Consider the following 18229-nt stretch of genomic DNA (forward strand, 5'->3'; position numbering starts at 1 on the left):
AAACCTGCTGATCTCAGTCAGCAGGTTCGATACATATGAAAGAAGCGCACATAATTAAGAAAGTTTACTCCGACCTCTATACCATAGCAGATTTTTTCTTCCCCGGCTGTGAGAAAACGCACAGCGCCAGACCCTTTGTGGTGGTACGATAAAGATGACCTTTCTGAGACAGGAAAAGTCATCCTTTGTATTATATAAGAGTCATCATTCTGTTGAATCTCTGTTCTTTTATGTTCAGAGATTTTTTCTGTTGGGTTTGTTAAATGAAGAGAAAAATCATCACATTAATATCTTCAGGTACCTTATCTACCTTAATTTTGACCGTTTCACTTTTTCAGCATATCCGGTTTTAAAAATGTTCTCTGAACAACAAGAGTTATATTCAATAAGTACATAATGTAAAATACGAATACTCTATTTATGAAAATAGATTTTATAATAAAGAAAAACGCAGCGCAGGCAATAGGCCATGCTGCGTTTTTCTCTCTACATCTCAAACGAAAAAGATGGTTGTTGTAGAGTGTTCGTACAAATGCAGTAATTTATTCAGCTTAGTGAATATTATTCTTTCTGAAATTACCGCCTTTAACTTCCGCTACGTCATATACCGTAACAAAAGCCGTCGGGTCAATTTCGTTGATAATTTCTTTCATTTTGCTTTCTTCCAAGCGGTTGATTACGCATGTGATTTCCTTAAATTTTTCATGAGAATAACCGCCGTAAGCTTCTTTGTATGTAGCGCTTCGACCTAAACGATCACGTATTGTCTCTACCATTAACGCAGGCTGAGAAGTGATAATCTGGAAGGTTTTCGATCCGCTTAACCCTACTTCTACGATGTGAATAACTTTGGATGCAATAAAGTATGCAATTGCAGAAAGAATCGCGCCTTGCAGACCAAATACTAATGAAACGAAAATAAATACAAATGCATTTAAGAATAAAATAAGATCACTTGTTCCAAACGGCAGTTTTCGAGAAAGCAGCACGGCCAGCATATCGATGCCATCTAAGGCCCCGCCGTTACGAAGTGCAATTCCCATTCCAAACCCAAGGATAATACCGCCAACAACGGTTACGAGTAGTGTATCTCCTTCAATAATTGCTGGAGTGTGATGCATGAGGCTAGTACCGACAGCTAATGAGACAATTCCGAGGATGGAAAATATGGCAAAGCTTTTCCCAATTTGTTGATATCCTAACCATACAAAAGGAATGTTGATAACGGCGATGAGAACCCCAAGTGGCAAGCCAAATAGATTTGAAGCGACGATGCTAATCCCTGTTACCCCTCCATCTGAAACATGGTTTGGAATTAAGACAGTTTCTAAGCCGTAAGCTGCAATAATTCCTCCGATAATAACCATTAATGCTCGGAAAGCAATTTTTAGCCGCTTAGGCCTGTGATGTTTTTTAGTTGTGTTCATATAATTCCTCACTTTTAGATGTTTTTTACTATTTAAGTTTACCACAAACATTCTCTTTATTTGAACTAAGGAGGCTTACGTATCGTTTTTCAGCTCACATAGTGCAAACATAGAGAAAAGAGAAATTCTAGCTGTACAGACTCTATCCTTGCAATAAGTCCCTATTTCTGTTAAGTTTAAGAAGAATTATTTTTGTTCGGTAAAGATTGATAAGTTACATAACTTTCGTCTATAGATTTGAGCAAGGATAGTAACACAATGTGTGCGTGTCACACTAGGAGGCAACAATTATGGAACAAGGTAAAGTAAAATGGTTTAACGCAGAAAAAGGTTTTGGATTCATCGAACGCGAAAACGGAGACGATGTATTTGTACATTTCTCAGCAATCCAAAGCGAAGGCTTCAAATCTTTAGACGAAGGTCAAGCAGTTACATTTGACGTAGAACAAGGTCAACGCGGCCCTCAAGCTTCTAACGTTCAAAAAGCGTAATCCATCATAAATATAAAAAGACAGACTCCTTGGAGTCTGTCTTTTTCATTTCCTTGAAAATGTCATAATAAAACCCTATCCACTGAGGAATAGGGCTTATTAATACAAAAATAGTAATCGGTAATACAAATGGTAAATTCAGTATAGCATAGTATAGACAAAATCCAAACTATAAATCAATATTTATTCATGTTTCATTAATTCTTCTTCAAAGAAAAACGTACTTGGATATTTATCCACTGTATAAGAGTATCTTTTCATGTTTTTTACATAATGGCTTTTTAAGATGATCACTCTTTCATTAGATGCTTTTATATTTACAATTTCTCCATTGGAAAATAAGCTTATACTCATATCCCTCATCCTCTCTCCTATCAAAAATAATCAAATTTTTAACTTTATTTATCGGGAAATATAATGTGCATCTCTTAAGGCTAATCCAGCGAAGGTTAGTTACTTTTGATACCTTCAGGCGTATGTGTACTCCTAAGGCATACAGTTCTATAACCATAAGGGGGGGTTTTCTCTTTTTTTGCGACACGGCATTTTACATATAGGTAAACCTTCATTAATAGCATTCTGTCACAAATGTCTCTACTTATTTTTTAAGTAATCTTTTTAAATTATTAAAATCCAAAGCAAAAAGACCCCTATGTGGAGTCTTTTTTAGTTTTAATTATGCTACTTTATGAACGTTAGCAGCTTGTGCTCCACGTTGGCCTTGTTCGATGTCAAACGTTACTTTTTGACCTTCTTCTAATGATTTAAAGCCTTCACCTTGAATAGAGCTGAAATGTACGAATACATCGTCTCCGCCTTCAATTTCGATAAAGCCGAAGCCTTTGTCTGCATTAAACCATTTCACTGTACCTTGTTCCATAATTGTTGCCTCCTGGTGTGGAATACTCCACGCTTGTATTACTACCCTTGTCCAACCATACTATCTTAAGATAAAAAATTCTATGGAAGACATTTCTCTTCTCTCAATCTTATACCGAACAAAAATAATTAACTTAATCGTAACATACAGAATCAAAGATAGCAAATACAGGGAATGGGATAAATGATTGAATCATAAAAAGAGCCTTCTCTATGCGATACAAGGAGAAGGCTCTTTTTAAGTGTTCATATTTTGCGCAGCAGTTAATGCAGCTGCTGTTTATTTACTTTATTTTTCTGTTTGCTCTGTGTGCCACCATAATGAATCTTTTGGATTTTCAACGGCTTCATTGTATTCAGATTTAGAAGCAACCGTTGGGTATGAACCTTTGAGTGATTTTCCTGCCGTGTTCGCAAACAAGAATAAAATCACGAAAAATCCGATGATGCTCACAATCGTTAAATAGAACGCTGGAGCCAAGTGATTGCCCGTTGCGTGAACTAACCATGTCGCAACCAATGGCGTCGTTCCACCAAAGATAGAAACTGAAACATTAAACGTGATCGCTAATGTACGGTAGCGAATATCTGTGTAGAACATTGTTGGCAGCGTTCCTGGCATTGTTCCTTCATACGTAGCAAGTAAAACACCTAGAATAAGAATACCGATTGAAACAAATACTAAACCATTTAAGTTGATTAAATAGAACGAAAAGGCTGACAGTAAGCTCAATCCGCCTAAACCGATTAAGAAAACTTTCTTGTTTCCGATTTTGTCGCTCAGTTTTCCAAACATAAGAGCAAGCGGCACCATTAAAATCATAACTGCCGTAATTAATACCGTACCAACTGTGTTTGATAAACCAATAATTTCATTCAAATAAGAAGGCATGTACGATAATAGCATATAGTTTGTGATGTTAAAGAAAGCCACGGCTACGAAACAAACAAACACATCTTTTTTGTGATTTTTTAAAATAGAGAGGAAGCTTTCTTCTTCAACTTCGTCTTCATTGGAAAGTTCATTTTCAAAAATAGGTGTTTCCCCTAAACTTCTTCGTAAATAAAAACCAATAAGTCCTAAAGGCAATCCTAATAAGAAGGGAATTCTCCAGCCCCATGAGGCCATTTGTTTATCCGACAGAATAAAAAATAGTAAGCTAGCTAGCAGTGAAGCAAGAATATAACCAACAAGTGTACCGATTTCTAGTCCACTTCCAAGCACATTTCGCTTATTATCTGGAGACGATTCTGCAATATACACCATCGCACCAGCATATTCACCACCAGTTGAAAAACCTTGAATGATTCGTGCAATTAATAAAAGGATGGGTGCCCATATACCGATTTGATCATATGTAGGTAATAACCCAATAAGTAACGTGGAAAAGGCCATTAAAATAATGGTAGTGGTTAAAACGACTTTCCTTCCTAACTTGTCCCCAATTCTACCGAATATAACACCGCCTAATGGACGCATTAAAAAGGCAATCGCAAATGTAGCAAATGTGAACACTAATTTGAGCTGATCATTTTCAACTGCGCTAAAAAAGTTTTGACTAATAATTACGGCTAAATATGAGTACAAGCCAAAGTCAAACCATTCCATCGCGTTTCCTACTCCTGTAGCAAAGACGCTTTTTTTAGCTTTGTCAATATCTACGACGTTAATTTTTTTCTTATTAAACTTCATTTCATTACGTCACCTCCGCGGTATACGATTATACAAGACTGAGTAGTAAAGTCAAATTTGACTTACTGTATTTCACACTTAAATGTGTTGTAACTCTCTTTATTTTTAAGTAAAAAACAAAAACTATTCATGTGATGTTAAATATTAAAAAAGGTTATGGCTAAAGGGATTGAAGCCAAAAAATGCTGAGGAAGGAACGCTAACAAATAAATGAATTAAAACCAAAATAAACTTTTTTTATTTCAACGTACAATTTATTGCTATTTAAAAAACGATTTTCACCTAAAATAGGGATCGTTTTCGATGGAATTACAGTCGCTGAAATAGTAACTTGTCGTTAAAGATAGCGCATTCACAATGTTATTGGTAGCAATTTCCACTCAGGTTATCTGACAATTATTGTTACAACCCATTAGATATAAGCTTTATTTTTGTAATAGATACCCTGTTTCAATTACAAAAATTATGTAGCCTTAAAATAAATATAAAGCTCGTTCTAACAAGTGCAGCAATGGATGATTCGGTCCATAGAATAAAACTTTAAGAGTTGGCTGGGGTCGAGGGATAAAAATTCAACTCCTTTCTCCGTATAATCGTTCGTGGCTTCAAGTAAGTTTTCTACTGTAAAAGCAAGCTGGTTTACAGTGCTACTTTTGGCATATTCTTCAACTCGCGTAATATGCCAGCTCCACTCCCTCACCACGCTGTTTTTCCGGATAGAAAGATACTCTCTTTCTTCTCTTAGATACCCTATAAGACGAACTTTAAACCTAAATACACCCATATAGTTTTGAACATAAAGATTCACACTTATTACATTTTTTTACATTTGGTAAACGTTTTATCTGCGTTAACATAAAAAAATAGACCTTCGCTTAGAAGAAGATCTATTTTTTTACTCGCTTTATTTTTTAGTAAGGCTGCCATTTCGCTCTAAAACAGGGACTTCAATATCTACCGTGTTTGGATATTTAACTCCAAGCCCTGTATTTAAAGCCACAACCGTTTCATTTTCTTTGATCCATCCTTCTTCTCGCAAACGGCGTGCAGCTAGAAATGTAGCCGCGCCTTCAGGACAAATAAACGAACCTTCAAGCTGCGCAACCTTTTTTTGTTCTTCCACAATCTTATCTTCGTCCACCGCAATCGCGCATCCATTTGTATTGTATACGGCTTCTAAAACAAGAAAGTCTCCGATTGCTTTTGGTACGTTAATACCAAAGGCAATGGTTGAAGAATCCGGCCAAAATTCAGATTCTTGTTTTCTTTCATTCCATGCTTTTACAATAGGCGCACAGTTTTCAGCTTGTACCGCAACTAAACGAGGAAGATCACCTTTAATCCAGCCAAGCTCTTTTAATTCATTTAACGCTTTATAGATGCCGATTAAACCAACCCCTCCTCCTGTTGGATATAAAATCACATCAGGAAGATTCCAAGAAAACTGTTCAGCAATTTCCAGGCCCATTGTTTTTTTACCTTCGATTCGGTACGGCTCTTTAAGCGTAGAAGCATCATATAGACCCCCGGCTTTAATAGCTTCACCGACAATTTTACCCGCATCGCTGATGAGTCCATCTACTAAGTAAAGGTCGGCGCCAGCGACAGCACACTCATTTCGTGTAATAACAGGCGCATCTTTTGGCATCACAACAGTTGCTTTTATGTCAGCGCGTGACGAATAAAGCGACCAAGCGGCTCCGGCATTCCCATTTGTAGGCATCGCTAACTGTTCAACGCCCAGTTCTTTTGCTTTTGACACCCCTACAGCGGCGCCTCTAGCTTTAAATGATCCCGTTGGAATAATGCCTTCATCTTTCATATATAAGTTTGGAATGTCCATTTCTTTACCTAGCTTAGGCATTTTTATAAGCGGAGTCATCCCTTCTCCTAAGGAAACGACGTTTTCTGGATCTTCTACTGGAAGCAATTCATGATATCTCCATAAATTTGGTTCTCTGCTTTGGACATCTTCTGGACTTAGATTGTCTTTCAGTCTCTCTAAATCATACGCTACTAATAAAGGTGAGCCACATTCACATAATTGATGTTTTTCTTTTGGACTATATTCTTTTTTACATTTAGGACAATATAAGTGAGAAACATAACTAAACGGCATCATACACACTCCTTTAAATTCTGTAAACATACTACCCTATATATATTATAATTTATATTATTTTTATCAGAATTGTAAGGTATGATTTATCCATCATTTTATTGAATATTAATAAAAGCCTAAAAACCCCTGTTATAGTAGGGTTTTTAGGCTTCTTTCCACTTTGTTTATATTACTTTTTTAGATTTCCCCATCATTACCTCATCTGCGGATATGAACTTTTGATAGTTCTCTCCCTGTTCCTAAACAGATTTATTCATACTTTCTTTCTTAAAGATTCCTATTAACAGCGTAACAAGTCCTATTAAAAAGAAAAACGGAAACAATAACATCATTAATGCAACTCCCGCAAAACCTTCTTCCTGGCTAATCGCAAACAAAATCGAAACGGCCCATGAAAAGAATGGAGCTATGATCAATATGGTTGTTGTTCCCCACACTATATATTTTCTTTTTGCTGATTTTCCTTGACTTAGTCCGCTTGCAAACATCAGACCTACTACTAAAACCGTTAACGCAACTCCAATTGCCATTTCATCACCGCCTTTAGCAGCTATTTTATTTCTGACTTTACAGCGTTTTCTTTTTTGCCTCTTGGACGGAGATGAATGCACTTGTAATAACGAGTAAAAGTAACCCTTCTCCAATAATTATTATCCCTTTTATCTGAATATCTAGCGCCTCAAGCCCGCTTATTTTAGCAAAAGAATAAAACAGTAAAAATAAACCAAATAACATAGTGAGAAAGGAAATAGCTAGGGAAGCTATTCTTTTATTAAATGCAATACTTACAAAAAGGGTTAGCACAAATATGATACTAATGGCCATACAATTATTAAGAATGAACGACATAAGCATCCCCTTAAATACCTTTTTATTACGTTTTAACGTATTCAACTCGTTAATTGGATATGAATGGCGTTTTACCTATGTAAAAAGGATTATGTAGCTGCTCAATCATAAACCTCGCAATATCACGAGAAGATATTTTAAGTCCCGGCATATCAAATGCATCTTCTTTTATTACTTTAGATTTTTCATTTTCTTTAACAAAAGGAAGACGTATAAGCGTCCAATCTAACTTGCTCGCTTGAAGAAGATGTAGTTCTTTTCTTTTATCTTCCATCATTTCAGAGTACAGAATACGAAATGCCATAGCTCCTATTTTATTAAGAACGGATTTTTTATCTCCGTCTATATCTAAAGATCCTCCAGTTACCCCAATATACCTTTTTATTTCGAGCTCTTTCATAGTCTGAATAACTAATGCTGTAATTTCGCTATATAAAGGCACCGCTTTGTTAGGCTGACAAAATGTATTGATAACAGCCTGGCATCCTCTTAGTAAAGAAAGAATATCATCTCGATTTCTAGCATCCCCTTGAATTAAAGTTATATTTTGGCCGTCAAATAACGGTTTTGGCGGAGTTCTAACTAGCATACGAACGTGATAACCTTTTTCTAAAGCTGATTTCGCTAAGAATTTACCTGCCCTTCCAGTTCCTCCAATAATCGCAATTGTGTTTTTTATATCTATCATTCCCTTCATATACATAGCAACAAGGCTTAGTCAATAACCACATTATACCATTTTCACATTTAAGGAATGAGATAAACTCTTTTAATCTTATCAATCTTTCGTTTAAAATCCTTTTTAAAAAGGAGACCTAACTCTCGATAGTAAAAGATTTTTATGTTTCAGCACTTATTCTTACTCAAACCTAAATCCAATCCCACCATCTACAATAATATTTTGACCCGTAACAAAAGATGCGTCATCCGAAAGAAGCCACTTTACTGCTTTTGCCGCTTCAAGCGGCTCACCAATTCTGCCTAGCGCGTTTAGCTTTTGATAGGATTCATTGAGCTTTGCTTTTTCACCTGAAGATAGATTTGAAAATCTTTCTTCTAACATAGGCGTACGAAATGCACCCGGGCAAAAAGAGTTAATTCTTATATTTTGATGGCCATATTCCTGAGCAACTGATTTCGTTAAAGCGATCACACCGCTTTTTCCAGCCGCATATACGCCAGTCCCCGCTGAGCATAAAATCGCGTCCATTGATGATGTATTTACAATTACACCGCTGTTTTGTTTGGTCATTACCTGCAGCTGATACTTCATACAAAGCCATACACTTTTTAACGTAACGTTAATTAAATGATCAAAGTCCTCTTCTTTGAATTCATGTGTAGCACTAGAGGAAGCCTCAGTGTTAGCCGCATTGTTAAAGCCCACGTCAATTTTTCCAAATATAGAGTATGTTTGGCTAACAAGGTTTTTAACATCTTGACTATTCGTTACATCGGTTTTGATAAAAAGAGAGCGAGGAGACCACTTTCTTAATCTAGAAAGAGCTTCTTCTCCTTTTTCACTATTTCTAGAAGCGATCACAACATGCATGCCCTCTTTTGCGAGTAATTCCGCTGTTGCTAAACCAATCCCCGACGTTCCACCCGTAATAATACCTACCTTTTCTTCAAACATATCTTTCTCCCCCTTTTGCGTTTAATAAGATCTCAACCAATTAAATTTAGCAGCATTAGTCATAAGAGTTATTCAGTTTTGGATAGATTAATACCTGCTTCGAAACTCTAAAAAGAGAGTGAGACCACAACTAAAGCAATTCAATCGCTAGAAGCACCCACCCACATAAACGAAACCTACGTTCATCACAACAACAAAAAATCCGAACGAGTTTGATTCTCCATCAAGAATCTCCATTCATCGTTCAGATTTTTCTTTAACTAAAATACTGTTGTTGCAGTCTCTTTTGATTAGCTACTAATCTGATGTTGAGAAACTGATAAAGTAGATTTTCGATTCCATAAATAAAAGGCATATCCGCTTAAAAATAAAAGCAGCGCGTAATTAACAAGGAAAGAATCGTTAGCGTCGACAGGGCTTGTAAACTGGAGAAAATTATTTAAGCCGTGGAATGCAATCGTAATTCCAATCGATTGACCGTTAACGATCAGCAAAGCCAGCACCAACCCAATAACAAATGCAAATAAAATTTGAAAAATTGTATTTGCTACCGATTGACCGCTTAGTATATTCAAACTGTGCGTAAAGGCAAATAGAAACGATGATAGAAGAACCGCCACTTTATAGCTTTTTGCTAACAGCAGATTAAGGATAAATCCTCTAAATACCATCTCTTCTACAAATGCTATGACTAGAGTTTGGGTAAGCAAAATAAGAACAAGATCAGCAATGGAACTTCCGTGTACACCTTTGTTTCCAATGAGGATAATAAGCAAATACAAAAGAAGCGGAGAAAGAAACAGGATTCTCGTTCTAAACGACATGTTTTGTTGAAAGGAGAAAAAATGCGGCCACTTTTTTGTTTTTGTTAGATAAAATACTATTGCAATCGCCAAAGGGACGATTCCTAAAAACTGAAGATAATGTGCAGCAGGATGCGTCATGCTCACGTATGCACCGTTTACCACAAACCAAAAGATAACTAAGATTTCTAGGCCAATAACTTTCCACAAAAGCTTTGACTTGATCATCACTACGCCACCTTTCTGCTTTAGGCTTCATTGATAACCTATACTATTCGTTTTAAGGATTTTATATGTTTTCATCCTTTTATCATTTGAGCTCAAAGGCCATGTGAAGCAACGCTTTTTCCTTTTAAAATAAGAAGGTAGTTCCTTACTTTTTTAATGTAACTACACAAGGTACAAAAATACACAAAACCCTGCCCACGTGACATAATCACTGAACTCCATTTTTTTACCGCCTCTAACAAGTACACTAAGTACCCAATTGGAAATACTTCCTTCAGGCGTTTTGTGTATATATCTGCTGGCTAAAGCGTATGCTCCCACTCGAAATAAGTAATAGCTTACTAAACATAAAAAGGATATGGTCATAAAATTTAAATTTAACTCTTTCACCTGGTACACCTCATTATTTTTCTACTATTTCATAGGATAGCTTACGCAGCTTGTTCTTTTACCCTTGTTCGTAAAAGTCCTTTTTGATATCTCGCAAAAGTTTTAAGATACCTTTATAAAAACAAGCAATTAGCATTCCAGCCATGTTGGTTACCATCGTGATTGTAAGATTGCCGATAATCAGGCTAAGAAAAGTACCAAGAAACATGATGCCTATTCCGATATAAAAACCTGGGTGAAGCAGTTCATCGTCGTCTTCTTTTTCCTCTTCCCGAATATTTATTCTGCTTTGTAATGCAACATCACTTTTAATAAATTCATCAATGGTTGTTCCATAGATGTCCCCTAACTTTAAAAGATGCTGAATTTCGGGATAGCTCTGATTATTTTCCCACTTATGTATGTTTTGTACAGATACCCCCACTTGCTTAGCAACCTCTTCTTGAGACATTTTTTGTTCTTCTCTTAGTTTTTGTAACTGATTTCCTAACCTCAACCCATTCACCTCTATGACTATAGCAGCGTGTAAACAAAATTTGCTTGCACTACATTTTCTCGTTTCCTACAATTATAACATATTGTGGTAAAAATGAAAGAAACAGTTAATAAGGCGTATACCAAAACCTGAAATGCCGGTAATAAAAAATAGTGAGAATTCTCATGTGTAAAAAATGAAAGAATGCACTTTTATCTCCATCCTTTTATTGTTTATACTAAATAGTGGATTGTACGAACGTAGAAATAAAAAAGGAGGCAAAATAACGATGGAAATGCTGCTTATTTATATATTTGTTATGGCTCTTATTGGACTCATTATTTGGAGAAAGATGAAAAAGAAAAATAAGCCCATTAAAAAGAATGGACTTGGTATATTAGCACCTATTTTTTTCATATTGATTGCATTTTCCCTTAGTCTAAGTCAGCTGATGCACATACCGGGCCAGCCCTTTCACTTACCACCCTACTGGGAAATGCTGATTGCTGGTGTATTAGGTGTTATATTTGGACTTATTATGCTTAGCCAAACGGACTATGAAGTAAGAGAAGACGGCTTCATTTACTCAAAGCCAAATAAAAATTTTAAATATGTGATTATTGCTATTATCTTCATAAGAATGGCTTTGAGCCAGTACTTTAAAGGGTTAGATTCGATAGACTTCGCGGTCTTAACGATGACGCTAGCCTTTATATATATTGTTATTTGGAGAGTTGGCAGCTATCTAAAATTTCGTAAATTAAACGGTGATAATTACAGCGTAAATGCTGGGTAATCATCAATATGAATGGTCCTTCTTTCTGCTTGGAAAGAAGGATTTTTTGTCATAGGGAGTAAAAGTACCGCCTGTTGTGTAAGACAATAAATATGTTGTATAATGCAATATGTGTTTTTTATAACGGTAGTCTATATATAAAAATAAAACAGATTAAATTAAAAATGTACCTGGTCATCCACTGTTTGATTTACAGGTAGATTATGAAAGGAATCATACTATGACATTTATCAATTCTGTAACAGGCCCAGTCAACGCGTCAGAACTAGGGCTAACGTTAATCCATGAGCATATGCGCGTTCGTTCTGAATCTGTTCACGCACAGTTTCCTCATTTATATAATGAAAAAAAAGAAATCGCAAAAGCAGTCGAACAAGTAAATCGCGCAAAGAAGCTCGGAGTCAAAACCATCTGTGATCCTACGGTGATGGAACAGGGGCGAGATATTCGTTTTATTGAAAAAATTGCCCGTGAAACGGACACTCAAATCATCGCAGCTACGGGAATTTATACGTATAACTACATCCCTACCCATTTTCAAACTCGTAGCATTGACTATATGGCAGATCTGTTTGTTCGAGATATCGAAGTCGGCATTCAAAACACGTCGATTAAAGCAGGCTTTTTAAAATGCGCTACAGATGCACCTGGCGTAACGGCCGATGTAGAAAAAGTAATGCGTGCCGTCGCACGCGCTCATAAAAAAACGGGCGTGCCGATTATGACCCATTCACACCCTGCAAGCGGCACAGGCTTAAAGCAGCTTGATATCTTACTGGATGAAGGCGCTAATCCGAATCAAATTCTGATTGGACATACGGGAGATACGGATAACCTTGAATATATTTCAAATATTTTAAAACAAGGGGCTTTTATCGGAATGGACCGCTACGGTTTGACAAGAGAATGTTCAACTGAAAATAGAAATAACACGGTCATTGAGTTAGCCAAACAAGGATACTCAAACCGCATGTTTCTATCACAAGACTACTGCTGTACAATGGACTGGTTTCCAGAAGGCGTAATTGAAGAACGTTTTCCAAAATGGTCAATGAGCTTTGTGTTAGAAGAAGTCGTGCCGGAATTAAAAAGAAAAGGCGTAACCGAACAGCAGATTCAGCACATGCTTTTTGATAACGCCCGCTGTTGGTTTGAAGGAAAGTAATTGAGATAGTCTTTTTCATTACTACTAAAACCCCCACTGTCTAAGCCTACAGCGGGGGTTTTTACGCGTATTATTTTATATGCTTACATTAACCAGTTTTTCTTAATAGCTTTTGTTTTTCTTGACTCTTTTTCACCATAAAGTGTACACCACACAGGCATAATCCAACGGCTATTCCTACTGTCAAATTTGTAAATACCGTTAACAAAAAAGTCGTGAGTAAAACCAGCGAATGAAATGATCTTTCTTTTATCACTTTTGCAAACTGTTCTTTTTTACTTATATTCCACGCTACGACCATCAAAACTGGAGCGAGACTGGCAAGCGCCACGTATGAAGCGTACGGAGCGAGCACTAGCAGCACAATCAACACAAAGATAGCGTGCGTGATTCCTGCAATTGGAGAGGAAGCGCCGTTTTTAATATTGGTAACCGTTCTTGCAATTTCTCCTGCTGCGGGAATACCTGAAAACATCGGCGTTACCATGTTTACGATTCCCTGGCCAATCAGTTCTTTTTTGCTGCTGTGCTTTGATTTTGTCATTTCATCTGCAACGCGAGCTGTCAGTAAAGATTGTAACCCTACAAGTATAGCAATGACAAATGCAGAAGGTAAAAGAGTGACCACCCTCTCCACTGTTATATCTGGAAACGCTGGCGCCGGGAAATGACGAGGTATCTCTCCGTAAATGGAACCAATGGTTTCAAACTGATTTGCAAAGAAAAAAGATGCCAAGCCCGTTGATACAATAATTCCAAGTAAATAAGACATTCCCAGCGACTTAGGCGAAAAGTAAAGAACAATTAAAATCGTAGCTAAGCACAATCCTGCTGTAGCGATACTATAGATGCTGATGAAGTGTAAATTACCAAAGATCTCTTTTATATTCAAATGAAAAAACTGAAATTTGTCAATCGCGTGCAACCCAAGGAAGTTTGGTATCTGCCCGCTAAAGATAATCAGCGCGATTCCCGACTGAAATCCTATAATAATAGAGGGCGGAAAATACTTGATTAAAGCTCCTACTTTACATAGCGCAAAGATAATAAGGAGAATTCCAGACATAAAGCCGGCAATTAATAAGTTTTCATAGCCATATTGCAACACAATCCCTAATAAAACAGGAACAAATGCACCGGTAGGTCCCGCGATTTGAAACCTACATCCACCTAAAATAGCAATTAGCAAGCCCGCTACAATCGTTGTATAAAGTCCTGTAACAGGCGATATTCCAGAAGCTATCGCAAATCCTAACCCTAAAGGTATAGCTATAATGCCAACAACAATACCCGATAGTATATCTTTCTTCAAATGCTGCAAGGAGTAATTTCGAAAAACCTCTAGATTCATAAGTGTACATCAGCCTCCATTTTAAGTAGTGAGGTTACCCATTCGTATTTTCGTCATACAACCTTATTGAGCTTTCAACCATTCAAAATAAGGTGGGCTACTCGATTACTTTTATTTTAAAGGAGACAACTTACAAAAAAATAAAGAGGAAATTAGAAGTTTCTTAGCGAGTTATTAAAATTTTCTTAAAAATTTGCGTTATTTATTCTTTTAGTTATTTTTTTAGATGAAATTAGGTAAAACCTATATTTCTATATATCAGCCAAGACAGTTAGACCCTATAGTAGCTATAGAGTCGATGTGGCTAGACTGTACTTAGTTGGGGAGAATTTTTAAGGTCGAATAGACGACAGGGCTACCTCCATTGGTTTAACTATATTCGAATCCATAGGGCGCTTGGTTGCATAAGTGGTATTGATCACAAACTTGAACACTTTAAAAAAGTTGTCTCGTTTAGTGTTGACATATCATAGTTACTATAAAACACGTTATCGGAATCCTAAAAAGATATATAATACCAGTTCTTGTGGGTCTTTTCTATTTCATCAAACTTCAGACCAAAATCGCCTGATGAAGGTTTACGGTTGTGTGGGTCATACACAAAACCTGAGAAATGGCCGAAGAGCCCAAGATTTGTAAAGAAAAGTACGGAGGTTGCCTCTCCTTTGGTTTCTACTGCGACCTCATCTCGACCTCTAGATACGCTCACGTACTCTTTCGGTAAATCAACTAGAGATGAGAGGTCGGGTTCATTGGGTAAAAAATTGAACGATGGGTAGTTGGCTTCATCCGGTTTCAGGATACCTTTTTGTATTTTAGCTGCCACTTCTTCTCTCTTCTGCTGATGGAGTTTAAAGTTTATGTCTAAATTAAGCTGCTCAAACGGAATGAAGAACCACAGCACAACGGTTATCACTTGAATGACTAAAGGCAGCCACTTTCTACTGCTAAACAGATAAATTCCTGTCCACAGCGTTAGTAGTAAAAAGAAAGGAATGACAAAGAATAACCATATATACGGACTTACGTATTTCCCTATCCGATCATCTAAATCCCATTGAAACAGTGACAATAAAAAAACAAGTAAACTACTACATAACGATAAAATTAAGGTTAAATGACGTTTCACACATTTCCTTCTCTCTGAAATAATTCTTTTTTAACCTTCATTCTTTATAATTCGTTATTTACTATAGTTCTATGAATCCGCTTTAAGAATTCTCTTATTATTCTAGAAAGACCATTATTAGCGTTATAAAAGTAGCCAAAAGAATAAGTTTTGTAATGCGGAGGAGCAAAGTTAACGACTACATATTGATCACTTCTAGATAAGCCGGCATCTGTTTTAAATGCGTAGTCAAATCCTATATTTATTGCCGTATTATTTTCCAATGTATTACGAATTGTATCTACATTATTGGTAGTAAACAAGATATCAAATGGTAATGAACTAAAACCTTTCATAAATTCCTGAATATATTTATCGTTATATAAAACAATTGGCTGGTTGAGCAACATCTCTTCAGTAATGAGTGTTTGTTTGGCTAATGGCGACTTCTTATTTACTGCAGCTACCATATGGCCATCTAATAACTTTTTAAATACCAAGTTCCGATACTTTGTTTCTTCTTTTTCTGTATAAGTAATAAAACCTACATCTACCTCCCCCTCTAGAACTTTATCTATAATATACTCGGTGCTATTTTCATAGACAGAAGCCTTTATGTTCGGATATTCTCTTTTAATTTCTGTTATTAAGTGAACGAGAATCTCCATTGGTCCTGGGTAGGTTGCAATCTTTATTTCACCATTCATTGTATTTGTATACGCTTCTGCTTCATCCATAAATTCTTGAATTTTCAATAAAGCAGAATTGGCCTTTTCAATTAACCTATGACCTTCTTCAGTTGGAATAGATCCTCTTCTAGAACGATGAAAAATCATTATATTTAGTTCTTTCTCTAAATTTTTTATAGATTGGCTTAGTGCAGGTAACGTAATATGCAGATTATTAGCTGCTTCTTTTAGTGAACCCGTTTTATCTATTTCCACCATATGTTTTAACTGTTCAATATTCATAATGCCCTCTTTTTCTTTTAGTTAAGTATTACTTAACAATCGTTAATATTAACTAAATTTACCATAAGCATATCTGATTGTATACTTATAGGTATAGTAAAAGAAATGCCACAAGGAGATGTAGTATATGAAGGCGCTAAGATGGCATAATCAAAAAGATATTCGTCTTGAAGAAATAAATGAACCGGTTGTACAGGCTGGTCAGGTAAAAATGAAAGTTAAATGGTGTGGAATTTGCGGTAGTGATTTGCATGAATACTTAGGCGGTCCCATCTTTATTCCAGTTGATAGACCGCACCCTCTCACTAATGAGGTTGCTCCAGTGACGCTTGGACATGAATTCTCAGGTGAAGTAGTAGAGATTGGAGAAGGTGTAACTCGTTATAAAGTGGGTGATCGTGTGGTAGTTGAGCCAATCTTTGCTACACATGGACACCAAGGTGCTTATAACCTAGATGAACAAATGGGATTCTTAGGTTTAGCCGGAGGCGGTGGAGGTCTTAGTGAATATGTTGCTGTAGACGAAGAACTTTTATTCAAACTTCCAGATGATTTATCTTATGAACAAGGTGCTCTAGTAGAACCAGCGGCAGTAGCTCTTTATGCAGTACGTTCAAGTAAAGTGAAAGCAGGAGACAAAGTTGCTGTATTTGGATGTGGCCCCATTGGACTTCTTGTCATTGAAGCGTTGAAAGCAGCAGGTGCAACCGATATTTATGCAGTTGAATTATCTCCAGAAAGACAAGCGAAAGCAGAAGAATTAGGAGCAATCATCATCAATCCTGCTGAAGTTGAAGATACGGTAGCTGAAATTGGTAGATTAACTGACGGTGGCGTAGATGTATCTTTTGAAGTAACAGGCGTACCTATTGTATTACGTCAAGCAATCCAATCTACAGGAATTGGTGGAGAAACTATTATCGTTAGCATATGGGAAAAAGGAGCAGAAATTCTACCAAATGATATTGTAATTAAAGAACGAACTGTTAAAGGAATCATTGGCTATCGTAACGTGTTCCCAGCGGTATTATCTCTTATGCAAAAAGGATACTTCTCAGCCGAAAAGTTAGTAACGAAAAAGATAGCTCTAGACGATGTAATTGAAGAAGGATTCGAAAGCCTGATTAAGGAAAAAAACCAAGTTAAAATTTTGGTTGAATCAGAACAGCGATAATAAGAATTTCTCTAGGCCACTGATAGTAATTAGTGGCTTTTCAGCTCTTTAATAGGATTCAGCCGAGATTTGTGCAGAGTTCCATCAACATAATTTGACAGTGTAGAAGAATTAACGAGTGAACTCCAGGACTATCCCCGTTGATTTAATTACATTCGAATCCATGGGATGCTTAGTTACATGAATTTCATAGATTACAGGCTTTAACACCTAAAAAAGTTGTTTCATCTAATACTAACATATCAATAGGTTAGTTCATGAGGACTAGACAGATATAAAATACGCCACCTTTTCCAACAAAATAAAGAACTAGGGGCCATTCCGTAAATAACTTAGCTATGAAACTTTTTATTTTCTTTGTTCTTTTGATATTCTACAAAAAATGAGACTGGGACTGTACCAATGCATATACCAATTGAAATAAACAGCGCCTGGTTCAGCTGAAAACTCGTATTTTCTACTGCTTTACTATAAATCATAAAACATACAAAACTTAAAAATCCTATGGCGAAAGGAATGAGCGCATGTTTGTACCATTTCATTGTATTAATCTCTCCTCTTTTATAACAGGATAAAGTTAGAAAAACCCCCAGCTTCCAAGGTTATGATCATTTCCAAATTATCACATCTTCTTTTCCTTCCTTTTCCTTCTTATATTCTTCTTAAACAAG

Annotated in this window: 20 protein-coding genes; 4 read left to right on the forward strand and 16 right to left on the reverse strand. The window is 36.4% G+C overall.

The annotated features are described in order from the left end of the window. Positions 1-551: 551 nt before the first annotated feature. A complete protein-coding gene (locus AC0KUU_RS20320; RefSeq protein WP_013058095.1) occupies positions 552-1427 on the reverse strand; it encodes a YitT family protein in 876 nt (291 codons plus the stop codon). A gap of 290 nt (positions 1428-1717) precedes the next feature. Here AC0KUU_RS20320 and AC0KUU_RS20325 point away from each other — a divergent pair, with 290 nt between their 5' ends. Next, complete coding sequence (locus tag AC0KUU_RS20325; protein WP_013058096.1) at positions 1718-1918, forward strand: cold-shock protein; 201 nt, start codon at positions 1718-1720, stop codon at positions 1916-1918. Between the two features lie 183 nt (positions 1919-2101). Here the strand turns inward: AC0KUU_RS20325 and AC0KUU_RS20330 are convergent, their stop codons facing one another. The 11 genes from AC0KUU_RS20330 to AC0KUU_RS20380 form a co-directional block, all read right to left on the reverse strand. Then, positions 2102-2272, reverse strand: a complete 171-nt coding sequence (locus AC0KUU_RS20330) for a hypothetical protein (RefSeq protein WP_013058097.1) — start codon at positions 2270-2272, stop codon at positions 2102-2104. Positions 2273-2594: 322 nt separating this feature from the next. Continuing rightward, a complete protein-coding gene (locus tag AC0KUU_RS20335; RefSeq protein WP_013056405.1) occupies positions 2595-2798 on the reverse strand; it encodes a cold-shock protein in 204 nt (67 codons plus the stop codon). Positions 2799-3086: 288 nt separating this feature from the next. Continuing rightward, positions 3087-4490, reverse strand: a complete 1404-nt coding sequence (locus tag AC0KUU_RS20340) for an MFS transporter (RefSeq protein ID WP_013084113.1) — start codon at positions 4488-4490, stop codon at positions 3087-3089. Between the two features lie 904 nt (positions 4491-5394). Further along, on the reverse strand, positions 5395-6609 hold the full coding sequence (locus tag AC0KUU_RS20345) for a threonine synthase (protein WP_043981283.1): 1215 nt from the start codon (positions 6607-6609) through the stop codon (positions 5395-5397). Between the two features lie 242 nt (positions 6610-6851). Then, positions 6852-7142 carry a hypothetical protein gene (locus AC0KUU_RS20350; RefSeq protein ID WP_043981282.1) on the reverse strand — a complete coding sequence of 97 codons (291 nt, stop codon included), beginning with the start codon at positions 7140-7142 and terminating at the stop codon, positions 6852-6854. Between the two features lie 37 nt (positions 7143-7179). Next, positions 7180-7461, reverse strand: coding sequence for a hypothetical protein (locus AC0KUU_RS20355; protein ID WP_043981280.1), 282 nt, complete (start codon positions 7459-7461; stop codon positions 7180-7182). 49 nt (positions 7462-7510) lie between these two features. Beyond that, entirely contained in the window at positions 7511-8149 is a 639-nt protein-coding gene (locus AC0KUU_RS20360) for an NAD(P)-dependent oxidoreductase (protein ID WP_043981279.1), read from the reverse strand. 171 nt (positions 8150-8320) lie between these two features. Beyond that, on the reverse strand, positions 8321-9097 hold the full coding sequence (locus tag AC0KUU_RS20365) for an SDR family NAD(P)-dependent oxidoreductase (protein ID WP_043981277.1): 777 nt from the start codon (positions 9095-9097) through the stop codon (positions 8321-8323). 290 nt (positions 9098-9387) lie between these two features. Beyond that, the gene (locus AC0KUU_RS20370; protein WP_043981275.1) at positions 9388-10128 is read right to left on the reverse strand and encodes a CPBP family intramembrane glutamic endopeptidase; all 741 of its coding nucleotides are present in this window, start codon (positions 10126-10128) and stop codon (positions 9388-9390) included. Between the two features lie 162 nt (positions 10129-10290). Then, positions 10291-10518: a hypothetical protein gene (locus AC0KUU_RS20375; protein WP_043981273.1), complete on the reverse strand. Its 228-nt coding sequence runs from the start codon at positions 10516-10518 to the stop codon at positions 10291-10293. Between the two features lie 58 nt (positions 10519-10576). Continuing rightward, on the reverse strand, positions 10577-11023 hold the full coding sequence (locus AC0KUU_RS20380) for a helix-turn-helix domain-containing protein (protein ID WP_277813729.1): 447 nt from the start codon (positions 11021-11023) through the stop codon (positions 10577-10579). Between the two features lie 259 nt (positions 11024-11282). On the opposite strand from AC0KUU_RS20380, the gene AC0KUU_RS20385 reads away from it, so the two are divergent. Both AC0KUU_RS20385 and AC0KUU_RS20390 read left to right on the forward strand, forming a co-directional pair. Further along, on the forward strand, positions 11283-11789 hold the full coding sequence (locus tag AC0KUU_RS20385) for a CcdC protein domain-containing protein (protein ID WP_043981270.1): 507 nt from the start codon (positions 11283-11285) through the stop codon (positions 11787-11789). 220 nt (positions 11790-12009) lie between these two features. Further along, the gene (locus AC0KUU_RS20390) at positions 12010-12954 is read left to right on the forward strand and encodes a phosphotriesterase family protein (RefSeq protein ID WP_043981268.1); all 945 of its coding nucleotides are present in this window, start codon (positions 12010-12012) and stop codon (positions 12952-12954) included. 88 nt (positions 12955-13042) lie between these two features. Here the strand turns inward: AC0KUU_RS20390 and AC0KUU_RS20395 are convergent, their stop codons facing one another. The 3 genes from AC0KUU_RS20395 to AC0KUU_RS20405 form a co-directional block, all read right to left on the reverse strand. Further along, positions 13043-14305, reverse strand: a complete 1263-nt coding sequence (locus AC0KUU_RS20395; protein WP_237074334.1) for a SulP family inorganic anion transporter — start codon at positions 14303-14305, stop codon at positions 13043-13045. Between the two features lie 499 nt (positions 14306-14804). Continuing rightward, positions 14805-15434, reverse strand: coding sequence for a hypothetical protein (locus AC0KUU_RS20400; protein ID WP_322552283.1), 630 nt, complete (start codon positions 15432-15434; stop codon positions 14805-14807). Positions 15435-15478: 44 nt separating this feature from the next. After that, positions 15479-16384, reverse strand: a complete 906-nt coding sequence (locus tag AC0KUU_RS20405) for a LysR family transcriptional regulator (RefSeq protein WP_028409434.1) — start codon at positions 16382-16384, stop codon at positions 15479-15481. 127 nt (positions 16385-16511) lie between these two features. Between AC0KUU_RS20405 and AC0KUU_RS20410 the strand changes: the two genes are divergently transcribed. Next, positions 16512-17558, forward strand: a complete 1047-nt coding sequence (locus AC0KUU_RS20410) for a 2,3-butanediol dehydrogenase (protein WP_028409435.1) — start codon at positions 16512-16514, stop codon at positions 17556-17558. Positions 17559-17890: 332 nt separating this feature from the next. Here the strand turns inward: AC0KUU_RS20410 and AC0KUU_RS20415 are convergent, their stop codons facing one another. Then, on the reverse strand, positions 17891-18100 hold the full coding sequence (locus tag AC0KUU_RS20415; protein WP_165574880.1) for a hypothetical protein: 210 nt from the start codon (positions 18098-18100) through the stop codon (positions 17891-17893). Positions 18101-18229 lie beyond the last annotated feature (129 nt).

Source organism: Priestia sp. ST2 (genome assembly GCF_055810735.1).